We start from the raw sequence: 20471 nt of genomic DNA, 5'->3' as shown, positions 1-20471 counted from the left end.
CTGCGTTCGCAGGGACGACACCTGTCGTGCGGCAGCGCTCTACCCACACTCCACCAAGCTGCCTGATCTCACCTAGCCATCAATTCATCGGCCCGGCAGAGCGCGGCGCGCGGCGCTTGTGTTTTGCGGCGGGCGCTGCGGGCTCCGGCGTCGTATCCTTCACCCCGCCGATCCTGCGCAGCGCGGCGTCGGCGGCGCGCTCGCCGCTTTCCCAGGCGCCGTCGACCGTACCCCACAGCGTCTCATGCGTGGCCTCGCCCGCGAGATACATCGCGCCGATCGGCTCGGACAGGATCCTGCGGGAAAATTGCGCGCCGGGGACTGCCGCCGACATCGCGCCGAGGATGAAGGGCTGTGCGTTCCAGCGCGTCGCGCTGGTCTTCTTCACGGCAGCGCCGACCTCGCTGCCGTAGAGCTTCGTCAGCCATTCCACCGCGAAAGCAGTCATCGCCTTCTCGCCCTGCGCTGACAGGTCGCGGCCGAACGAGCCGGCGACGTCGATCGTGCATAATGAGGAGCCCGCGATATTGCCGTAGAGCAGCGCCGTCCTGGTCGAATTGCTCTGCTCGATGATGACGTCGTCGCGCGACAGCCCGAGCGGATTGCCGGGGATCTGCAACGCGATGCGATCGTAGCTGCCGAGGCCGAGCTTGGCGGCGGCGTCGAGCGTGCGCTTCGGGATCTCGGGCGCAAACTTGATATTGCCGCTCGCGAGCACGTTGCTCGACACCGTGACGATAGCGGCGCGCGCGGTGATCTTGCCGGAAGGCGTCTCGACCATCACGTCGCGATTGCTCCACAGGATGCGTTGCGCGGGTGTCGACAGCGCCAGCGGAAGCTGCTCACCGAGTTTCGCGATCAGCGCGCCGAGCCCCTGCCGGCAGGCGATGGCGGTGTTGCGATCCTGCGCGCGCACCTTGTCGACGGCCGAAAGGTCCTTCAGATCCTTGCCGCTGAAATTGGCCCCGAGCAGGAATTCCGCGGTGCCGGCCCAATCGCCGAGATCCTTCGGCATTGCCGCGGCGCAGGCGATATCGGCCTTGCGCGAGGCGTCGTCGATGGCGCGATTGGCGCGCACCAGTGCCGCCAGAAACTCCTCGGTCTCGCTAGGTCGGGCGTAGCGCCGGCCGATGCGGATCTTCTGCCCTGCAGGCGCCGTGACGATGTCGAGGCCCGCGGAGCGCGCCAGCCGGATCATCGGATTGGTTTCGGGATTGTGCATCCAGCGCGCACCGCGGTCGAACGGCACGTCGAAGGTCGATGCATCGGTCTGGCAGCGCCCGCCGACCTGGCCGGACGCCTCCACCACGATCACCTTGCGGTTCGCGGCGGCGATCCGTCGCGCCGCGGCAATGCCCGCGGCACCCGCGCCGATCACCACGATGTCGGCCTCGCGCGGCAGCGGCGCAGCGACAACCCGGCCGCCCAGCACGGGCGCCAGCGCCAGAGCTGCGGACGCCGACAGGAAATCGCGGCGGGTCACTGTCATGACATAGCTTCTGGCATGGTTTCCGGGGACTTGCAGAGAATGGGAACGCTTCGCGAACTGTGCCGCATCTCACCGACCGCAGCAACCATCATGGTAAATCAATCATGATTGATCCGCTGACGGCATGAACTAAATTGCAACGGCTTGCGACCATGATTAAGTGAACGGAAGCGGTCGTAGAACCGCTGGGGGGAATTCATGGGCGTAATGCTCGATACCGTCGGCAAATGGATCGCGGGGTACCTGCAGAAGGAAGTCCCCGGTTACGAGCCGTTCACGCCGAGCGACCCGGACCATCTGCGGGGCATCATGCAGCCCGGCGATGTGCTGCTGGTCGAAGGCAACAACCGGATTTCCGGCATTATCAAATACCTCACGCAATCGACCTGGTCGCATGCCGCGCTTTTCGTTGGACCGATCGACGGCGCGTTCGAGCCTGACGGCGAACAGCATGTGCTGATCGAGGCCAATATCGGCGAAGGCGTGACCTCGGCGCCGCTGTCGAAATACCTGTCCTATCACACCCGCCTTTGCCGGCCGGTCGGGCTGTCCTTCGAGGACCGCACCACGGTGTGCCGTTACGCTATCAACCGCATCGGCTTCGGCTACGACACCAAGAACATCGTCGATCTCGCGCGCTATCTGTTTCCGCTGCCGATTCCGCAGCGCTGGCGGCGCCGCATGATCGCGTTCGGCTCCGGCGATCCGACCAAGATCATCTGCTCGGCGCTGATCGCGCAGGCGTTCGACGCCGTGCGCTATCCGATCCTGCCGAAGATCACGCGTGCTGCCAGCCGCAAGGCGCGTCGCGAGATCCTGCACATCCGCGATTCGTCGCTCTACATGCCGCGCGACTTCGACATCTCGCCCTATTTCGAAGTCATCAAACCCACCATCGTGCACGGTTTCGACTACACGGCCCTGCACTGGGCCGACAAGCAGAAGCCGCTCCAGGAGGTAGCCGGCGAATTCAGTGTGTTTCCAGAGTACAAGTCGCCGCCGCTTGTTCCTGAAGCGATTGACGAAGAGGCGCCGCTTCCGGCTGCGGAAGTGACCGCGGCGGAAACCGCGCCGGTGTGACGGGCGCAGGCGTCAGGCTCGACATGTCGAGCGCTGGCCGCCTCAACCCCGGTCTGGAATCCGTCTCATCGTCCGGCTCCGCCGTTGAGTTCTCGCGCTCGCATCACTAGGGTGCGCGCGCTTCACGCCTGCTTTCATTCGGTAGTTTTACGGTGCTCTCGCTTATCAATTTCTCGGCGATGGCCGTCGCGTCGGACAAGGACCCGGCGCGCTGGCGCCGTCCATTGATCAAATGGCTGGAGGGAATCGAAACCGGGTGGTCGATCCCGATTCTGCTCGTCCTCTTTGTTGCAACCTGGACCACGTATCTCGTCATCGCCTATCTCGGCGCCGGCCTGCATCCGGACGTGCTCGAGACCTGGACGCTCGGCCGGCACCTCGCATGGGGATACCCCAAGCATCCGCCGTTGATGGGCTGGATCACGCGGGGATGGACGGTGATCTTCCCCCTGACCGACTGGTCGCTGCAGCTGATGGCGATGGTCAACGCAGCGTTGGCGCTATGGGCGGTCGACCTGATCGCTCGCCGCTTTGTCCGTGGCGAGAAGCGGGCGATCGTGCTGCTGCTGTTGATGCTGCTGCCGGTCTATCAATTCCATGCCCAGCGCTTCAACGCGAACACGGTGCTGCTGGCGGTCTGGCCGCTGGCAACCTACTGCTTCCTGCGCGCGTTCGAGGCGCCGAGGCAGCTCGGCTGGGCGATCGCGGCGGGGGCGGCCTGCGCACTGGCGATGCTCGGCAAGTATTATTCGATCTTCCTGGTCGCAAGCTTCGTCTCCGCAGCCGTGCTGCATCCGGATCGCCGCCGCTATCTGCTGTCGGCCTCACCCTGGATCTCGACGCTGGCCGGCATGCTCGTGCTTGGCCCGCATCTGCACTGGCTCGCCACCACAGGCGCAACGCCGTTCGACTATGCGCTCGCGCATGCCGGCGCCGATCATGTCGCCGCGCTATGGGAAGTCACCTACTTCATCACGGGCCTGATCGCGGCGCTCGCGATCGCGGCGGTGACCTGGGTGTTCATTGCCGGCCCGCGGCTGGCGCGGCTGCCGGCCGATTTCCGCGCGATGAACCCAGGGCTCCGTCTGCTGCTGCTGGTCACAATCGGGACCATCTTGTTTCCGGTGACCGTCTCGCTCGCGATCGGCACCGACCTGCCGTCGCTCTGGGCGGTACAGGGTCTCTTCCTGTTCGTGGTTCTGATCGTGTGCGCAACGAGCTACCCGATCGAGCGCTTCTACGCGGTCAACCTGACCGTCATGGTGGCCGGGATCGCCATTCTCGCGGTCACCGTCGGCGCTCCGATCCATGCCCTCTATCGCAGCGCTTACGGCTATGAAGAAGGCCGCGACTTCTATCACGCCGCCGCGACCGAGCTCACCGCGCGATGGCGCGACGCGGCCGGGACACCGCTCGCCGCCGTCAGCGGCGACGACGCGCTCGCTTTCGCTGCCGCCTTCTACAGTCCGGACCATCCGCACTATGCCCGGCCGTTCGCCTATCAGTACACCTGGGGATTGCCGCGCAAGACCACGCTTGATCGCGGCTGGGCCGCATTGTGCTTCGCCGACCAGACGGACTGCCTGAGCTGGATGGAGCGCACGACCTTGCGCGCAACCGACGTCTTTCGCTCCGAGTTTGATGCCCAGGCGACGCTACTCGGCAGGGCCGGCCGGACACGGCGGGTTGTGATGCTGATCGTACCGCCCTATCGCGAAACATCCCCGGTGCAGCCCGATGTCGAGGATTTCAGCTCGAGCCGCCGCGCGCGCGACTGATCAGAACGTCGCCGCCAGCGTCAGGCGCACGGCAAGCGGCTCGGCGGGATGCACATGACGGTCGGCGACGCCGTCGATCGGCTCACCCGGCAGCCGCGACAGATAGTCATATTCGATCTGGTTGGTTTGCGCGTTGAAGAGATTGAGGACGTCGAGCTGCAGTCGCATGCCGTTGTCGAATTTGTAACCCGCGCGGGCGTTGACGATGAGGGACGACAGCGAACGGACGCTGTCGTCCTCGATCAGCGGGCGCGGACCGAAATAGCGAGCGCGCAGGCTGCCGAACCAGCCGGTGTCACGGCCGAAGGTGACGCCGCCGCTGGCGACCCAGGCCGGTGCGCCGGGAATGAAGTTGCCGACCAGATCATAATCCGTGAAGCGGGCGCGGGTATAGGCAAGGTCGAAATCGAGGCTCATCCACGGCAGCAGTTTATACTGGTTGGTCCACTCGACGCCGACGCGCCGGCTCGGCCGGCTCGGCTCGGTGGTGCCGGCATCGCCGACGAACAGCAGTTCGGAATCGAAGTCGAGCACGAACACCGCGAGCGACGAAGTGAGCCCGTCGATCGCCTTGCTGCGGATGCCGAGCTCGGCGCCCTTCGAGCGCACCAAGAGCGGCACGCGATCGAGCGGCATCACCTTGTCGTTGGGATCGACGGTGATGGTCGCGCCGCGGATATCATTGGAATGCAGGCCAAAGCCGGCATTGCCGTAGAACTCGGTCTTGGACCAGGGACCGAGCACGATGCCGGCCTTCGGGCTCGTCATCGCCGCCTGCGCGTTGCCGGAATTCTGCGGCGTGTCGCTCAGTACGTGGCCGGCAAAATAATCCTCGCGGACGCCGACCGTGGTGCGCAGCCAGTCGGTCCAGCGCGCGGTGCTATCGGCCCACAGCGCGACACTGCCCTCCTGCACCTGGTCATTGCGCACCGTGGACAGGATCTCGCGCTGCGCGGTCTTGAACAGGCCGACATTGATGTCGTCGTAGCGGGTCTGCACGCCGATCCGGGTCCGCGTGTCGATTCCGGCGATGCGGACAGCGGCGGCGTGGCTGGCGTCGAAGCCATAGACGGTGCGCTTGTCGATCTGGCTGAACTGGTCGCCATTGACGGGGTCGTCGAGAAAATAGGTGAAGTCGTTGTAGAGCTGCAACGACGAGCGGATCACATAAGCGTTGAGCCTGGTCTGCCCGTAGTTGCTGGACTGCGCCCAGTTGCCGGACAGGCTGAAGCGGCTGGAGGTGCCGCCGTCGGTCGGATCGAGCGAACCGTAGCGGCCGATCAGGCCCTGATCGATCGCGCGCTGCGCGACCTGGTCGGTCGAATTCCAGCCGTTGGAATAGGCCATCGCGGTCAGCGAGAAGCCGTCGGTCGCGGTGCCCTGGCTGTAGCGCAGCACGCCGTTCAGCTTGCGGATGTCGTCGGGCACGTCCCACGGGCCGTTGTATTTGTTGGCCTCGAAGGCTGCGAGCAACGTTCCATCACCCACGCGCGTCGAGCCCGCGGCCATCGCGCGCTGATAGAAGAAGCTGCCGGCGGTCAGCTCCACGGTATTCTTCGAAAGCCGGTCGAGATAGTTGATGTCGACCGCGCCGGCAGACGCGAAGTCGCCCTTGTCGGCGTAGTAGGGGCCCTTGCGAACGTCGACCGACTGGATCAGCTCCGGGATCAGGAAGTTGATGTCGGCATAGCCCTGGCCGTGACCATGGGTCGGCATGTTGACCGGCATGCCGTCGACGGTGATGGCGAGATCGGTGCCGTGGTCGAGATTGAAGCCGCGCAGAAAATACTGGTTGGCTTTGCCCTCGCCGGAATGCTGGGTGACGATCAGGCCCGGCACCGCCTCCAGGACTTCACCGACGCGCGAGACCGGCCGCGCGTTCACCTCGTCGCCGCTGATCTGCCGCTCGCTGGCCGCGGTCGGCTGCAAGGTGGGAGACACCGTTGCAGAGCCGCCGGTGATTCCGTTGCTTGCGGAACTGAGCTGGCTCGGCTGCAGTGCCGCGGGCTTGCGACCGCCGACGGCGACATGGCGTGGATGCTGGGACGGTTTGGCGCGCCGCGGCGGCGCTCGATCGGGCGAGGTCACCGTCACGGGCGGCAATTGCCCAGGCGCGGTTGCGATGGTCTGTGCCTCGGCGACCGGCGCGAATGCCGCAATGGATGCGGCAGCGGGAAATATCCGCCATACAGTCCGACGCAACGCCCATGCCCCCGCATGATACCTGCTACAGTCACGCGACGACCGCACCAGCTTAAACCAATCCCGGCGAAACGACGCTAGCAAGCGTGGTATGACGTTTCAATATGAATGTCATACCGCCAGCCAATCGAGCAGGCAATCGAGCCAACACGGATAGTCCATGCAACGCATCACCATCACCATCGAGGATGATCTGCTCGCGGAGATCGACGCCGCCGCCGAGGCGCGGGGCTATCAGAACCGCTCCGAGATCATCCGCGATCTCGCGCGCGCCGGCCTGCAACAGAGCGCGGAGGACGCGCCGTCAGGGCAATGCGTCGCGGCACTGGTCTATGTTTACGATCACGCCGCGCGCGATTTGTCGAAGCGGCTGGTGCAGAATTTCCACGGCCATCACGACCTGTCGCTGGCGACGCTGCATGTCCATCTCGACGACGACAGCTGCATGGAGGTGACCGCGCTGAAGGGCCCGAGCGGCGAGGTCCGACATCTCGCCGATCACATCATCGCCGAGCGCGGGGTTCGTTACGGCCGCGTCGTGATGATTCCGACCGCGGCGGACAAGAAGCCGCGCAAGCGGGGGCACGGGCACAGGCATGATTGAGCTTGCGCTGCTGCGTAGCCCGGATGGAGCGCAGCGCAATCCGGGGCCTTGGGTTTCGCGGACAAAGCCTCCCGGATTTTGCTTCGCTTCATCCGGGCTACACGACTACGCTAAGAACTCGCTACGCCGCCTTCGCCTTGGTGCCGCGCGGCAAGCCGGCGCGGGCGAGGCCGCCATAGAGCTGTTCGTTCGGCATCTCGGCTTTCAGGATCGCGCGCACCTCGACCAGCCGGTCGAGATCGACGCCGGTCGGAAATCCCTTGCTCTCGCACAGGAACACGAGGTCCTCGAACACGACATTGCCGGTCGCGCCCGGCGCGAACGGGCAGCCGCCGAGGCCGCCGAGCGACCCGTCGAGCACGCGGGCGCCCTCATCGAGCGCGGCGGAGGCGTTGGCGATGCCCATGCCGCGGGTGTCGTGCAGATGGACGCAGACGGGCTTCGCGCCTGCGATCTTCACCGCGCCGCGCGTCAGCTCGCCGACCTGCTTCGGTCCGGCATAGCCGACGGTATCGGCAATCGCGACCATGTCGACGCCGACCTCATAGAGCTTCTCGGTGAGGCGCAGCACCTCCTTCGGGTCGACCGCACCCACGATCGAGCAGCCCAGCCCCATCGAGATCGCGGCATTGACCAGCGGCTTGTGCGCGCTGGCGTCGCGCAGCTCGCAGAGACGCTTGATATTCTCGATCGCGGACTCGCGCGAGCGGTTGGCATTGGCCTGGCTGTGTTCCTCGGTCGCCGACACTACCGAGGCGATCTCGGCGACACCGGAGGCCAGCGCCTCGTTGACGCCGCGCTCGTTCAGCGCCAGCGCGACACCATGCGCGCCGGGCAGCGCGGCGATGGTCGCGATGACATCGCGGACATCGACGAATTGCGGAAAGGTCTTGGCAGGCAGGAACGAGCCGACCTCGAAATGCCTGACGCCGGCGGCATATTCATCGCGCACCCAGCGCTGCTTCGCCGCGGTCGACGGGAATGTCTTCACGAGCTGCAGGCCGTCGCGCAAGCCGACTTCGCGCAAGCTTACCTTGTCGTTGGGATAGATATCGTGGACGCGGGTCATGTGAGCCTCACGCAGCGTTTCCGGTTGATGAAATCTTCTGTTGTGCGAGTTCGGCACGCACCGCATCGGTATCGGCGCCAAGCACCGGCACTTTCAGGCCTTCGCCGATGTTGCTGCCGTTCCATTCGACCGGCAGCGCGGGAACGCGGAACGGCTTGCCGTCGGCATTGATGGTGTTGACGAGCCCGCCAGGCCGCAGCACGTGCGGATCCCTGAGCAGATCCTCCGGCCGGTTGATCGGCGAGAAGCAGATGTTGAGCGCGTCGAGCCTGGCCGAGAGGTCGGCGACGTTCCAGCCTTTGATCACCTCGGCGACGCGCGGAATGATCCGGTCGCGCGCCATGATGCGGTCCGTGGTCGAGCGCAGCGTCGGATCGTCGGCGAATTCCTGCAAGCCGAACTCGCGGCAAAAACTCTGCCAATGACCTTCGGTGACGACCCCGATGAAGATGCGGTCGCCGCCGGCGGCATCGAAGATGTCGTAGATCGGCCAGGCGTGCTCGCGTTCCGGCATCGAGCGCGGCTTCCGCCCGGTCATCTCGTACTCGACCATGTGCTGGGCGACCAGGAACAGGCAGTTCTCGAACAGGCCGATGCGGATGTCGGCGCCATTCCCATTGCCGCCCCGCTTCTGATAGAGCGCGGCCAGGATCGAGATCACGCCGAACATGCCGCCCATGATGTCGTTGGCGGAAGAGCCGACGCGCTGCGGCTTGTCGCGGGTGCCGGTCATCGCGGCGAGCCCTGACATCATCTGCACGACCTCGTCGAGCGCCGGGCGATGATCGTAGGGCCCGGAGAGAAAGCCCTTGTGGCCGGCGATGATCAGATGCGGATATTTCGCGCGCAGCTCTTCAGGCCCAAGTCCCTGCTTGTCGAGCTGGCCGTCACGAAAATTCTCCAGGAACACGTCGGCGCCGGCGAGCAGCCGGTGCATCGTGTCGCGGTCCTCGGCGTTGGCGAGATCGAGCACGACGCTGCGCTTGCCGCGATTGAACAGCGGGAAGAACGACACGCCCATGCCGCCGAGCGATCGGGTCTTGTCGCCGGCGGGAGGCTCGACCTTGATCACCTCGGCGCCGAGTTGCGCCAGGATCATCCCGCAGGTCGGCCCCATCACCATGTGGGTCATCTCGACGACCCTCACGCCTTCCAGCGGCAGTCCGCTCCCGGTCATCGGTTTCTCCGTGCTCGTTGCGCTCGTTTTGACTGATCGGCGCAGGTTAGGCTTCCGCACGCTATCTGAAAAATATAATCTGTCGAATAGTGCATTCGTCGTTCTAGAACGCAGAACCCCAATGGATTCGCGCCAACTTCGCTATTTCATCGCGGTTTACGAGCAACGCAACCTGTCGCGGGCGGCGGATCAGGCCAATGTCGCGCAATCCGCGCTCAGCCACCACATCGCCAATCTCGAGGCCGAATTCGCCACGCCGCTGTTCGAGCGCAAGCCGCGCGGCATGGAGCCGACCGCGGCGGGCGAGCGGCTCTACGAGCATGCCCGCATCATCCTGCGCGCGATGGCGGCGGCCGAGCGCGAGATCAAGGAAGGCGGCAGCGCGATTGCCGGCGATATCTCGATCGGCATGGCCAATTCCGGCATGAAGGCGATCGGCGTGCCGCTGATGCGGACCGTGCTGGCGAAATATCCCAACCTGAAGCTGTCGCTGACCGAGAGTCTCTCCGGCGCGACGCTGCTGCATTTGATGAGCTCAGATGTCGACCTCGCGCTGGTCTACAATCCGCCATCGGAGAAGGATCTGATCGCCGAGCCGGTGCTGGAGGAGCAGATGTTCTGCGTCGGCACCGAAAAGCTGATCGGAAAGAAGGGACCGATCACGTTCGAGCAGGTGGCCCAGTTGCCACTGATCCTGCTGCGGCACGGGCTGTCGGCCCGCGCCCTGCTGGACGACCCCGTGCCGCTGAAGCGGCTGGAGGCCAATGCAATCCTCCACCTCAATTCAACCAGCGGCATGATCGGTGCCTTAACCGCGGGTCTCGGCTGCACGATCGCGACGACACATTTCGTCAGCGAGCCATTGAAGGCGCGATTGCTGGTCGCACGCGAAGTGATCGAACCCAGGCTAAGCCGCACGCTCTATCTCTGCCGCTTGCGCAACCGGCCGATGACCTATGTCATGGAGGAGATGTGCCGGCTGATCCGCTCCCTGATCGCTGAACAGGTCGGGCGCGGTGCGTGGGAGGCAACGCTGCTGATCTGAAGCACGCTTTCACCGCGTCAGAACCAGCGCTATCGAAAATATCGAACGATTCCTTCGATATGTTCGTCTGGATTTCTGGTTATCGGCTGTCAAACATGCCTAGCCGGCACGCCTTCGCAAGAAAGGCGGCCATTGGACCATTCGGGGAGGACCACCATGAGCGCCGTCGAACTCGGCTCGGTTGCCGATCTTGCCAACACGACAAGCGGGCGGGACGAGATCTCGCGGCGCCTCGAGGCGCTGCCGACTTCCGGCTATGTCTGGCGGCTGGTGATCCTGCTTTCGCTCGGGGGCTGCTTCGAGATCTACGATCTGTTCTTCACCGGCTATATCGCGCCGGGCCTCGCCCGCAGCGGGCTGATGACCACGACGACACAGGCCTTCTTCGGCTTCTCCGGGATCGGCGCCTTCGTCGCGGCGACCTTCGCCGGCCTGTTCATCGGCACCTTCTGCCTCGGCTTCCTCGCCGATCGCTTCGGGCGCAAGGCCGTCTTCACTTATTCGCTGCTGTTCTACAGCACAGCTTCGGTGATCATGGCGTGCCAGACCACACCTGGCGGCGTGCTGCTGTGGCGCTTCATCGCCGGAATCGGGATCGGCATCGAGGTCATCACCATCGACGCCTACATCACCGAACTGGTGCCGAGCTGGATGCGCGGCCGGGCCTTTGCAATCAACCAGGCGGTGATGCTCTCGGCGGTGCCGATCGTCGCCGCGCTGTCGTGGTGGCTGGTGCCGCTCTCGCCTTACGGCATCGATGGCTGGCGCTGGGTGGTGCTGATCGGCGCCGCCGCCAGCATGATCATCTGGGTGCTGCGGCTCTACGTGCCGGAAAGCCCGCTCTGGCTGGCCCGCCATGGCCGCCTTGCTGAAGCCGAGACAATCATGCGGAGGCTCGAGGCTTCGTCGCCTACGGCCACGCCGCGCCCTGCCGTTAAAGCCGCGATGGCGCCGGCACGTGCGGCGGTCGAGACCGGCTATGCCGACCTGTTCCGGCCGCCTTACGCCTCGCTCGTCGTGCTCTTCATGATCTTCAATCTGTGCCAGGCGTTCGGCGTCTACGGCTTCTCCAACTGGGTTCCGGCGCTGCTGGTCGAGAAGGGCATCAACGTCACCAAGAGCCTGCAATATTCCTTCATCATTGCCTTTGCCTACCCGCTCGCGCCGCTGCTGGCCGCAACCTTCGCCGACCGCTTCGAGCGCAAATGGATCATTTGCGGAGCGGCCGCCGCGATCTCGGTGTTCGGCCTCGCCTTCGCTCAGCTCACCGAGCCGGCGCTGTTGATCGCCAGCGGCGTGCTGGTGACCGGCGCGAACATGACCCTGTCCTACGCCTATCACGCCTACCAGACCGAGGTGTTTCCGACCGCGATCCGGGCGCGCGCGGCAGGCCTCGTCTATTCGATGAGCCGGCTCAGCGCGACCTTCTCCGGCTTCATCGTGGCGTTCATGTTGAAGGAGGCCGGCGTCAGCGGGGTGTTCGGCCTGATCACCGCCGCGATGGTCATCGTCATCATCACGATCGGTGTCTGGGGACCCAACGTCCGCGGCAAGCCGCTCGACGCCTGAAGCGTTTCTTGACGCGAAGCGGCGGCGACCCCGCATCAAAGGCCGACTTCGCTCGAAAACGCTGTGACCGCGACACAAGCGGCACTTGCCGAAGCCATATTGGGTGGCTACCTCTCGCACGTCATTTTGCAGAGGTAACCCAGTCATGTTCGACGCCGCCGTCAAGGCGCTTTCGCAAATCCTGTCGCCGCCGATGCGCACGATCCTGTGGCGTTCGATCGGGCTCGCGCTAGTGCTGATCACCGTGCTGGCGATCGGATTGCAGCGGCTGCTGAGCTGGTTTGCCGACGCCGGCGAGGTCTGGGCCGAAGGCATGCTCGGCCCCAACTTCCATTCCACCCTGCACGTGCTGTCCTGGGTCATCTCGATCTCGGCAGGCCTCGGCGTCGTGCTCGGCGGCATCTTCCTGATGCCCGCGATCACCTCACTGGTGGCGAGCCTGTTTGTCGACGACGTCGCCGATCATGTCGAGCGCGAGCACTATCCGGCCGACCATCCCGGCACAGCGCTGCCGGTCACGCTCGCGACCATCGAGGGCGTCAAGACGGCGCTGCTGACGATCCTGGTCTACCTCGTCGCGCTGCCGTTCGTGCTGTTCGCGGGTGCGGGCTTCATCATCTTCTTCATCGCGACCGCCTGGCTGCTCGGCCGCGAATATTTCGAGCTCGCCGCGATGCGCTTCCGTTCGCCAGAGGATGCCAAGGCGATGCGCAAGGAGAATGCGGCAACCGTGTTCACCGCCGGCCTGTTCATCGCCGCCTTCGTCTCGATCCCGATCGTCAATCTGGCGACGCCGCTGTTCGGGATGGCCTTCATGGTGCACATGTACAAGCGGCTGTCAGGCCCGCGCCGCGAGCTGATCGAGCCGGCGCGGCGAAGCAACGTCCGATCCGTCTAAGCTCTATCTGGGGGCACCTGCACCGATGCCGGCGTCCGATCGCGCGCCAATAACACCAGCAGAAGCCCGACGATCGCGACGCAGGCGAGCATCGCCCATGCCTCGTTGACGCTGAGGGCAAGCGACGCCCGCTCGACCAGCGGCCGGATAAACGCCACCGTGGCGTCATCCGGCGGCCCCGGCGGGCGGTTGATCAGCAACATTGGATCGAGGCCGATCGCCTGTGCGGCGTTGAGATCACCTGCCAGCAGGCGTGCACGAAAATCCTCACCATAAATTGGGCTTCGGCCATAGAGGATCGTATCGATCAAGGCGATCCCGATCGCGCCCCCCAGATTGCGCATCAGGTTGAACAATCCACTGGCGTCGGCAACCTCCGCCTCCGGCAGAGTGCCCAACGCAATGCGCGTCGGCGGCAGCAAGCAGAACATGATCGCGACACCGCGCATGATCTGCGGCCAGATCATTTCGCCGAAATCCGCGATGCGCGGCTGAAATGCACTCAAGCCGAGACCGAGCGCGAACAAGGCGAAGCCTGTAGCAGTCAACAGGAGCGCGCCGACGCGGCTTTCGAGAATTGCCGCCATAGGTGCTGCGATCAGCTGCGCAACCCCCGTGACCAGCATGATGGTGCCGATCTCGAAGGCATCATGGCGGCGGACGAAGCCGAGGAACACCGGCATCAGATAGGTCGATCCATACAGGCCGGTGCCGAGGCAGAAGCTCAGGGCGCAACCGATCGCGAACGAACGCCGCCTGAACAGGGTCAATCGCGCGATCGGGTGCGCCGCGCGGAGCGTGCGCCGGATCAGCAGGGTGATCCCGGCCATGCTTCCGATCAGCAGGCTCAGGCAGGGCATCGAGCCCCAGCCGCGCTGCGGCGCTTCCTTCAAACCGATCATGAGGCTCGCGAGCGCCGCTGAAAGCAGGACCAGCGACCATGCGTCTAGCCTGGCGAAGGCGCGGAGATTCGCGCCCTCCTTCGGCAGCAGCAACGGCGTGACCGTGGCCGCGATCGTTCCCGGAACCAGGTTGATCAGGAACAGCCAAGGCCACGACCAGGTCTGCGTGATCCAGCCGCCGACGACCGGTCCAACGGTCGGCGCAAGCACCGCGACGACGCCGCCGATCGTGGTCGCCACCGGATGAAGGCGCGCCGGAAACAGCGTGAACACGGCGGAGAACACCGCTGGGATCAGGACGCCACCGGAAAATCCCTGCAGCACGCGAAAGACCAGCAGCACGGCAAATCCGCCACTGAAGGCGCAGCCGACCGAGGCGACGGTGAACAGACTCACGGCGATCGCGAACAGCCATCGCAATGACAACGCATGGGTGAACAATCCGGTCAACGGGATCGCGATCACCTCCGCGATCAGATAGGCGGTCTGGATCCAGCTCATCGCTGAAGGCGAGATAGCCAGCGCGCGCTGGATCGTCGGCAGCGAGGTTGCGACGACCTGGATGTCGAGGATCGCCATGAACATGCCGAGGCACATCAGGAGAAAGCCGGCCCAGGTCGCCGCCGACGGGCTGTCGGTGCGATGCTCCGCCCGGTCGCTCATGGCGTGCTGACGCGCGGCCAGTCCGCAACCGAGAGCGCGCGGCTCTCGGTGCGAATCCGGATCGCAAGCACCGCGAGATTGAGCAAGGTGAAAATCAGCGCCAGCACCGGCAGATGCAGGGCGAGCGGAAGCAGCGCGATTTCACCGACGACGACGGCATAGTTTGGATGTGGAAAATGTCGGTACGGCCCGGATGCGACCAGCGGCGCGCCCGGCAAGACGATGATCCGCGTGGTCCATCGCGGTCCGAGCGCCGCGAGGATCCACAGCCGCAAGCCTTGCAGCAGGAGAAAGGCCGCGAGCGCGGCCAGGCTGACATCCTGGTTACGGCCCCAGATCCACAGCGCTGTCAGCCAGCCGGCGTGAACCAGCACAATGAGCGGGTAATGACCGGCGCCGACCTCGATCGCGCCTCGCGCCAGCAGCCGCTCCGTGTTGCGACGGGACAGCACGAGCTCGCCGAGACGCTGCAAGGTGACCAGCGCAAGGATGAGCGAGGCGAGGCTCATGCCGCGTGCCCGAGCGCAACGCAGCTGAGCGTGAAGCCGGGCCCGAGCGCCGTGAGCAGCGAGCGCGGCGGCAAGCCCTTGGCACGGGCGCGTTCGAGGACGAAGAGAACCGTCGGGGCCGACATGTTGCCGCAGGCAGCAATGACGTCGCGTTCGTGATCGAGCGTGCCTTGATCGAGCGCGAGCGCCCGCTCCAAGGCGGCGATGACCTTGGAGCCGCCGGGATGGCAGAGGAAGCGATCGATGTCATCGGCCGTCAGCTCCATCCGAGCCAGAATCTCGGCAACGGCCGGTCCGACATGGTCGCGAACGAAATCCGGAATGGTGCGCTGAAAGACGACGCCGAAGCCTTCCGGATCGACCGTCCAGCCCATGATGCCGAGCGTATCCGGCCACAGCTTTTCGCCGGCCGCCTCGATCCGCGTCGCACCGCCGTCGCCGGCGCGCAGCACGATCGCAGCGGCGCCGTCGCCGAACAGGCTAGCCGCGACGATATTCGCCTTGGTGAGCTCGTCGTGGCGAACCGCGAGCGTGCAGAGCTCGAGCGCAACCAGCAGCACATTCGCGCCTGGCTGCGCCTGCGCCAGCCGCGCCGCGATCGACAGGCCCGACACGCCGCCCGCGCAGCCGAGGCCGAACACCGGCACGCGCGACACATCGGTCCGCAGGCCGAGTTGGCCCGCGACGCGCGCCTCCAGCGTCGGCGTGGCGATGCCCGTCGAGCACACCGTGACCACGATATCGATGTCGCTGCCGGTCAGGTCGGCACGGGCGATCGCCTTGCGGGCGACATCGACGAACAGCGCCTCCGCGCCTTCCAGGAAGGCCTGCGTTCGCTCCGGCCAGCCGCGCCGTTCGAGATACCAGTCGATCGGCTTCACGCCGTAGCGATGCTGGATGCCGGTGTTGGCGAACAGGCTGGAGAGCGTCTCGAACTCCGGATAGCGGTCGGCGAGAAGGTCGCGCGCGGCCTGCAGGATTTGTCCCTGATGGAATAGATGCGGTGGAACCGCCGTCGCCATGGAAACAAGCGCGGCCGTCTGCTTGGTCTCGATCATCGTGGCTCCCGTTCCCCCACTTGTGGAACCACGCGACGTGCAAAATATTTCAGACACCCACGAGATAGCTGGGGCGCCGCATTCACTATAAATTGACCCGGCAGCGGCAAGCCCCGGCGATATCCGCGCCGTTCGCAAGTCAGGAAGCGGCGGCGCCCAACCTGCGCAGCACGTTCTTCACGAAGCCAAGCGGCACCGGCGACAGCGGACCCTGCGGCGCGCGCGTGATCAGGGCGACCAGGAACAGCGCCAGGATCGCGATCCAGAAACAAAGCCAGAAGCCGTCAATGTAGGCGAGCGTGTTGGCCTCGCGCTGCACCAGCGCCGCGAGCGTGCCGATGGCGCGTCCCGTCGCCGCCCCGATGCCGTGGCCGGAAAATTCACCCGCCAACCGCTTCAGCAGGTTCACGACGTCGACATCGCCGCTCTGGACGTGCTGTCCGAGATAGTTCGAATGGATCTGCTCGCGAACGCGCAGCCAGGTCCCCATCAGGGCGATGCCGATCTCGGCGCCGCCGAGCCGCATGATCTGGATATAGGCCGCGAACGCCGTCGCCCGCGACGGATCGGAATTGGACAGCGCCATGATGATGATCGGCAGCAGCGTGAACGCCTGCCCGACCGACGTGAGCAGGACGATGCCGACGAAGTCCTCGCGCGCCCAGACATGGCTCAGCTGCGTGCCCCAGAGATTGGCCGCTGCGAATGCCGAGAATCCGAGCACCACGACGATGCGCGGATCGAGGTGACGCAACAGGACAATCGAGATCGGCACCAGCACGAACATCGGCAGCGCGCCGTAGGTGAACAGCAGCACGCCCGACTGCTCCGGCCGCAGCGCGCCGATGGTGCCGAGGAAATTCGGCACCAGCGACGAGTTCGACAGGCTGGTCAGCGTGTACAGCAGGATGACGATCAGCGAGAGCCCGATATTGCGCGAGAACAGCACGTTGAAATGCGCCCACGGCCGGCGCGCGACCGTCTCGTTGATCATGAAGGCGATGATCAAAAGCCCGCCGCCGATCAGCAGCGCCATCACGGTGCCCGACGACAACCAGTCCAGCCGATTGCCCTGATCGAGCCCGGCATAGACCATCGCCAGGCCGGCGCCGAGCAACAGCATGCCGCCCCAATCGGCATGGTGCAGCAGGTCGCGATTGACCGGCTCATTCGGCGTGCCGAGATACACCATCAACCCCATCAGCGGCGCGATCACCGCGCCCTGCCAGTACAGCCACGGCCAGCCGAGATGCTCGACATAGAAGCCGACCAGGGAGCTCGACGAATCCAGCGCGAAGCCGACGCGGATCGAATACATCGCGATCGCCGGCAGCCACCAGCGGATCGGCAGGTTGCGCAGGATGATCATCAGCGTCGCCGGCACGAAGGTGCCGAGCAGCATGCCGTGGGCGATGCTGAGCGCGATCAGCGTCGTGTAGTCGTGCACGAACGGGATGGTCAGCGAAACCACGGCATAGACCAGGCTCGGAATTCCGAGCACGCGCCGCAGGCCGAACGCGGTGGCGAGCCAGGCCACCGCGGGCGCGATGAAGATCTGCGAGCCGATCGCAGCGGTCGAGAGCCAGGCGCCCTCGTCGAAGGTGAGCGAGAACGCGCCCCGCAGGTCGGGCAGGCCGACCGAGGTCAGGCGGCTGTCGAAATTCGCCAGGAACGCGCCGAGCAGCACGGCGATAACGGCAAACAGCGGATAGCGCGCGACATCGCCGCGCGAGACCGGGCCGCGCTCGCGCTCGTCACTTTCCGCCATTGGCGACCGCCTCGCCGGTGTTGATCCGCGTGACCACCGACATGCCGGGCAGCAGGCGATCGAGCAGCGGCTGGCCCTTGTCGAACTGGATGCGCACCGGGATGCGCTGCACCACCTTGGTGAAATTGCCGGTGGCGTTGTCGGGCGGCAGCAGCGCGAATTGCGATCCACTCGCCGGCGCGATGCGCTCGACGACGCCGCGCAGCGTCTGGCCGGAGAACGTATCGACGGTCACCTCGACCGGCTGGCCCGGTCTGACGTTGGTCAGCTGGGTTTCCTTGTAGTTGGCGATCACATAGACGTTCGGCAGCGGCACGACATTGATCAGATTGGTGCCGATGTTGACATAATCACCCGGCTGCACCTGGCGCTCGCCGGTGACGCCGTCGAACGGTGCGGCGATCCTGGTATATCCAAGCTTGAGCTTGGCCGATGCCAGCAGCGCCCTGGCGGCGTCGAGGTCGGCGGCACGCTGCTTCTTGGTGCCTTGCAGGACCTCGAGCTGATGGCGCTGCGCGGCGATCACCGCGCGGCTGGCCTGCACGTCGGCATCCGACTTGGCATAGGATGCGGTGGCCTGCTCGAGCCGCTGCCGCGTGCCGGCGTCGGTTTGCGACAGCGATTGCTGACGCTCTTGCTCCTGGCGTGCCAGGGTCTGCTGCGCCTCCGCAGACAACCGCGAGGCCTCGGCTTGCGCGATGGTCGCGTATTGCAGCTCGACCTGGTTGTTGAGGTTATCGAGCGCGGCCTGCGCGCCGACCACACCCGCCTCAGCCTGCGCGACCTGCGCCTGATAGTCGGCAGGATCGATCTGCACCAGGAGGTCGCCGGCCTTGACGCGCTGGAAATCGGAGACGGCGACCGTGAGCACTTCGCCGGACACGCGGCTACTGAGCTGGGTCAACTCGGCGCGCACATAGGCATCATTGGTGGTCTGGATGGTGGCGCTGCCGACCCAGGCGTCCCAATGCGTGGTCGCCACCGCGACGAATACAAGCGCGGCCAGCACCGCGAACAGCGGGATGGTAAAACGGCTCCAGAAGCCGCTCGCCGCAGGCTGCGGCCTGGCTGGTGTTGTCACTGCTGCTGGCGCGGTCTTGCTGACTTGTGACGGACCGTCTTGAACCTGCTCTGCCACACCACACTCCCCTCAATCACGCGCGCCGAATGCCGGGCGCGTCACTTATCACATGACGATCATGGCTCAGACGGTCTTCTCCGGCCACCGGCAAAGATCATTGATCAGGCATACGTCGCAACGCGGACCGCGCGCGAGGCAGGTGTAGCGGCCGTGCAGGATCAGCCAGTGATGGGCGTGCAGCATGAACTCGGTCGGGATGACCTTCTCCAGTCCCAGCTCGACCTCGAGCGGCGTCTTGCCGGGCGCGAGACCGGTGCGGTTGGCGACGCGGAACACATGGGTGTCGACCGCCATCGTGTGTTCGCCGAACGCCATGTTGAGCACGACATTCGCAGTCTTGCGGCCCGCGCCGGGCAATGATTCGATTTCGGCACGGGTGCGCGGCACCTCACCACCGAATTCGGCGATCAGCTTCTCCGACAGCGCGATGACGTTCCTGGCTTTGTTGCGATAGAGCCCGATGGTCTTGATGTAGTCGCGCACCTTGTCTTCGCCGAGCTCAAGCATCTTCTCCGGCGTGTCGGCGATCGCAAACAGCGCCCGCGTCGCCTTGTTGACGCCGGCATCGGTTGCCTGTGCCGACAACACCACCGCGACCAGCAGCGTGTAGGGATTGAGATGCTCGAGCTCGCCCTTCGGCTCGGGATTGGCTTTGCGGAACCGGTCGAAGGCCTCGTAGACTTCCTCCGCCGTCCACGGCTTCGGCTTTGCGGTTTTCTTGGCAGCCTTCTTTGCCACGCTTTTGGGCAGCGGCTTTGCCGCTTTCGCGGCTTTCTTCTTCGGCGCGGACCGAACGCTTGAGGTGCTGGCGCGTTGAGAGCGGATGATTTTGGCCATGAACGGGATATACTGACACGTCATGACCGCAGGCAACGACTTTGATCCGGGCGAAGACCCCAGGGCCAATGGCCTCGACGTCGATGCGCCCGACACGGAGCCGAAACTGTTCTCGGCGCTGCTGACGCCGCACCGCTCGCTGAATCGCACCGGCTTCATCGTGCTGATGTCGTTCGTCACACTGGTCAGCTTCATCGCCGGCGCGGTGTTCTGGTGGCTCGGCGCCTGGCCGATCTTCGGTTTCTTCGGCCTCGACGTGCTGGTGATCTACTGGGCGTTCAAGGTCAATTTCCGCTCCGCCAAGGCGAGCGAAGAGATCACCGTCACGCCGTCGGAACTGCGGGTGCGCCGGACCAGTCACCGCGGCCATGTGGCGGAATGGGTGCTCAACCCGCTCTGGGTGCGGTTCGAGCAGATCTCGCACGAGGAGTTCGGCATCGAGCGGCTTTATCTGGTGTCCCGGGGCCGCCGGGTCAGCGTCGGCAGTTTCCTGGGTCCGGACGAAAAGGCCAGCTTTTCCAAAGCCTTGGCGGCCGCACTGAACACCGCGAAACGCGGCCCGACTTACAATCCCATCGCTTGATCATACTTATTTTAAGCATGATCTTGCCGGAAAACCGGTCCCCACTTTTCCGGATCATGCTTGTCGGAAATCGGGTGGTTTGGACGCGCCATGGCTCCT

General features: G+C 65.2%; 17 protein-coding genes. 7 read left to right on the top strand and 10 right to left on the bottom strand.

Going from position 1 to position 20471, the window contains the following annotated elements; genetic code table 11:
* Nucleotides 1–79: 79 nt before the first annotated feature.
* Nucleotides 80–1489, bottom strand: coding sequence for an NAD(P)/FAD-dependent oxidoreductase (locus JQ573_RS34145; protein ID WP_212312664.1), 1410 nt, complete (start codon nt 1487–1489; stop codon nt 80–82).
* A 198-nt stretch (nt 1490–1687) separates the two neighbouring features.
* Here JQ573_RS34145 and JQ573_RS34140 point away from each other — a divergent pair, with 198 nt between their 5' ends.
* Entirely contained in the window at nt 1688–2569 is an 882-nt protein-coding gene (locus JQ573_RS34140) for a YiiX/YebB-like N1pC/P60 family cysteine hydrolase (protein ID WP_249132627.1), read from the top strand.
* Nucleotides 2570–2748: 179 nt separating this feature from the next.
* A complete protein-coding gene (locus JQ573_RS34135; RefSeq protein WP_212312977.1) occupies nt 2749–4347 on the top strand; it encodes a glycosyltransferase family 39 protein in 1599 nt (532 codons plus the stop codon).
* Here JQ573_RS34135 and JQ573_RS34130 read toward each other — a convergent pair whose 3' ends face one another.
* The gene (locus tag JQ573_RS34130; RefSeq protein ID WP_409334680.1) at nt 4348–6549 is read right to left on the bottom strand and encodes a TonB-dependent receptor; all 2202 of its coding nucleotides are present in this window, start codon (nt 6547–6549) and stop codon (nt 4348–4350) included.
* 160 nt (nt 6550–6709) lie between these two features.
* Here JQ573_RS34130 and nikR point away from each other — a divergent pair, with 160 nt between their 5' ends.
* Complete coding sequence (gene nikR / locus JQ573_RS34125) at nt 6710–7153, top strand: nickel-responsive transcriptional regulator NikR (protein ID WP_212312666.1); 444 nt, start codon at nt 6710–6712, stop codon at nt 7151–7153.
* Between the two features lie 121 nt (nt 7154–7274).
* On the opposite strand, the gene JQ573_RS34120 is transcribed toward nikR, so the two are convergent.
* Both JQ573_RS34120 and JQ573_RS34115 read right to left on the bottom strand, forming a co-directional pair.
* A complete protein-coding gene (locus JQ573_RS34120) occupies nt 7275–8222 on the bottom strand; it encodes a hydroxymethylglutaryl-CoA lyase (RefSeq protein WP_212312669.1) in 948 nt (315 codons plus the stop codon).
* Between the two features lie 7 nt (nt 8223–8229).
* Complete coding sequence (locus JQ573_RS34115) at nt 8230–9399, bottom strand: CaiB/BaiF CoA-transferase family protein (RefSeq protein WP_212312671.1); 1170 nt, start codon at nt 9397–9399, stop codon at nt 8230–8232.
* A 121-nt stretch (nt 9400–9520) separates the two neighbouring features.
* Here JQ573_RS34115 and JQ573_RS34110 point away from each other — a divergent pair, with 121 nt between their 5' ends.
* The 3 genes from JQ573_RS34110 (at nt 9521) to JQ573_RS34100 (ending at nt 12911) form a co-directional block, all read left to right on the top strand.
* Nucleotides 9521–10444 carry a LysR family transcriptional regulator gene (locus JQ573_RS34110; protein WP_212312673.1) on the top strand — a complete coding sequence of 308 codons (924 nt, stop codon included), beginning with the start codon at nt 9521–9523 and terminating at the stop codon, nt 10442–10444.
* A 156-nt stretch (nt 10445–10600) separates the two neighbouring features.
* Nucleotides 10601–12013, top strand: coding sequence for an MFS transporter (locus JQ573_RS34105; RefSeq protein ID WP_212312675.1), 1413 nt, complete (start codon nt 10601–10603; stop codon nt 12011–12013).
* Nucleotides 12014–12158: 145 nt separating this feature from the next.
* A complete protein-coding gene (locus JQ573_RS34100; RefSeq protein ID WP_212312677.1) occupies nt 12159–12911 on the top strand; it encodes a sulfate transporter family protein in 753 nt (250 codons plus the stop codon).
* Here the strand turns inward: JQ573_RS34100 and JQ573_RS34095 are convergent.
* The 6 genes from JQ573_RS34095 to nth all read right to left on the bottom strand — a co-directional run bounded on the left by JQ573_RS34095 (nt 12908) and on the right by nth (nt 19789).
* Nucleotides 12908–14410 (bottom strand): DHA2 family efflux MFS transporter permease subunit, encoded by a 1503-nt coding sequence (locus JQ573_RS34095; protein WP_212312980.1) that lies wholly within the window; start codon nt 14408–14410, stop codon nt 12908–12910. The two genes, JQ573_RS34100 and JQ573_RS34095, sit on opposite strands and share 4 nt — an antisense overlap.
* Before the next feature lie 62 nt (nt 14411–14472).
* The gene (locus JQ573_RS34090; protein WP_212312679.1) at nt 14473–14985 is read right to left on the bottom strand and encodes an isoprenylcysteine carboxyl methyltransferase family protein; all 513 of its coding nucleotides are present in this window, start codon (nt 14983–14985) and stop codon (nt 14473–14475) included.
* Nucleotides 14982–16043, bottom strand: coding sequence for a type III polyketide synthase (locus JQ573_RS34085; protein WP_212312681.1), 1062 nt, complete (start codon nt 16041–16043; stop codon nt 14982–14984). The genes JQ573_RS34090 and JQ573_RS34085 overlap by 4 nt, the downstream gene beginning before the upstream one ends.
* Nucleotides 16044–16182: 139 nt before the next feature.
* Nucleotides 16183–17811 carry an MFS transporter gene (locus JQ573_RS34080; RefSeq protein WP_212312683.1) on the bottom strand — a complete coding sequence of 543 codons (1629 nt, stop codon included), beginning with the start codon at nt 17809–17811 and terminating at the stop codon, nt 16183–16185.
* Complete coding sequence (locus tag JQ573_RS34075; protein ID WP_212312982.1) at nt 17798–18892, bottom strand: HlyD family secretion protein; 1095 nt, start codon at nt 18890–18892, stop codon at nt 17798–17800. The genes JQ573_RS34080 and JQ573_RS34075 overlap by 14 nt, the downstream gene beginning before the upstream one ends.
* Before the next feature lie 123 nt (nt 18893–19015).
* Nucleotides 19016–19789, bottom strand: coding sequence for an endonuclease III (nth, locus tag JQ573_RS34070; RefSeq protein WP_212312685.1), 774 nt, complete (start codon nt 19787–19789; stop codon nt 19016–19018).
* 22 nt (nt 19790–19811) lie between these two features.
* Here nth and JQ573_RS34065 point away from each other — a divergent pair, with 22 nt between their 5' ends.
* Nucleotides 19812–20372: a DUF2244 domain-containing protein gene (locus JQ573_RS34065; RefSeq protein WP_249132626.1), complete on the top strand. Its 561-nt coding sequence runs from the start codon at nt 19812–19814 to the stop codon at nt 20370–20372.
* The last annotated feature ends 99 nt before the right edge of the window (nt 20373–20471 follow it).

Origin of the sequence: Bradyrhizobium sp. AUGA SZCCT0105, assembly GCF_018129565.1 — a bacterium.
Lineage (GTDB): Bacteria > Pseudomonadota > Alphaproteobacteria > Rhizobiales > Xanthobacteraceae > Bradyrhizobium.
This window is presented reverse-complemented; position numbering and strand designations above follow the sequence as displayed.

Bases quoted from the DNA above. Each gene is read 5' to 3' on its own strand.
- JQ573_RS34090 (WP_212312679.1), bottom strand. From the start codon at position 14,985: ATGAGCCTCGCCTCGCTCATCCTTGCGCTGGTCACCTTGCAGCGTCTC.
- JQ573_RS34110 (WP_212312673.1), top strand. From the start codon at position 9,521: ATGGATTCGCGCCAACTTCGCTATTTCATCGCGGTTTACGAGCAACGC.
- nth (WP_212312685.1), bottom strand. From the start codon at position 19,789: ATGGCCAAAATCATCCGCTCTCAACGCGCCAGCACCTCAAGCGTTCGG.
- JQ573_RS34080 (WP_212312683.1), bottom strand. From the start codon at position 17,811: ATGGCGGAAAGTGACGAGCGCGAGCGCGGCCCGGTCTCGCGCGGCGAT.
- JQ573_RS34065 (WP_249132626.1), top strand. From the start codon at position 19,812: ATGACCGCAGGCAACGACTTTGATCCGGGCGAAGACCCCAGGGCCAAT.
- JQ573_RS34115 (WP_212312671.1), bottom strand. From the start codon at position 9,399: ATGACCGGGAGCGGACTGCCGCTGGAAGGCGTGAGGGTCGTCGAGATG.
- JQ573_RS34140 (WP_249132627.1), top strand. From the start codon at position 1,688: ATGGGCGTAATGCTCGATACCGTCGGCAAATGGATCGCGGGGTACCTG.
- nikR (WP_212312666.1), top strand. From the start codon at position 6,710: ATGCAACGCATCACCATCACCATCGAGGATGATCTGCTCGCGGAGATC.
- JQ573_RS34105 (WP_212312675.1), top strand. From the start codon at position 10,601: ATGAGCGCCGTCGAACTCGGCTCGGTTGCCGATCTTGCCAACACGACA.
- JQ573_RS34100 (WP_212312677.1), top strand. From the start codon at position 12,159: ATGTTCGACGCCGCCGTCAAGGCGCTTTCGCAAATCCTGTCGCCGCCG.
- JQ573_RS34135 (WP_212312977.1), top strand. From the start codon at position 2,749: ATGGCCGTCGCGTCGGACAAGGACCCGGCGCGCTGGCGCCGTCCATTG.
- JQ573_RS34145 (WP_212312664.1), bottom strand. From the start codon at position 1,489: ATGACAGTGACCCGCCGCGATTTCCTGTCGGCGTCCGCAGCTCTGGCG.
- JQ573_RS34085 (WP_212312681.1), bottom strand. From the start codon at position 16,043: ATGATCGAGACCAAGCAGACGGCCGCGCTTGTTTCCATGGCGACGGCG.
- JQ573_RS34120 (WP_212312669.1), bottom strand. From the start codon at position 8,222: ATGACCCGCGTCCACGATATCTATCCCAACGACAAGGTAAGCTTGCGC.
- JQ573_RS34095 (WP_212312980.1), bottom strand. From the start codon at position 14,410: ATGTGCCTCGGCATGTTCATGGCGATCCTCGACATCCAGGTCGTCGCA.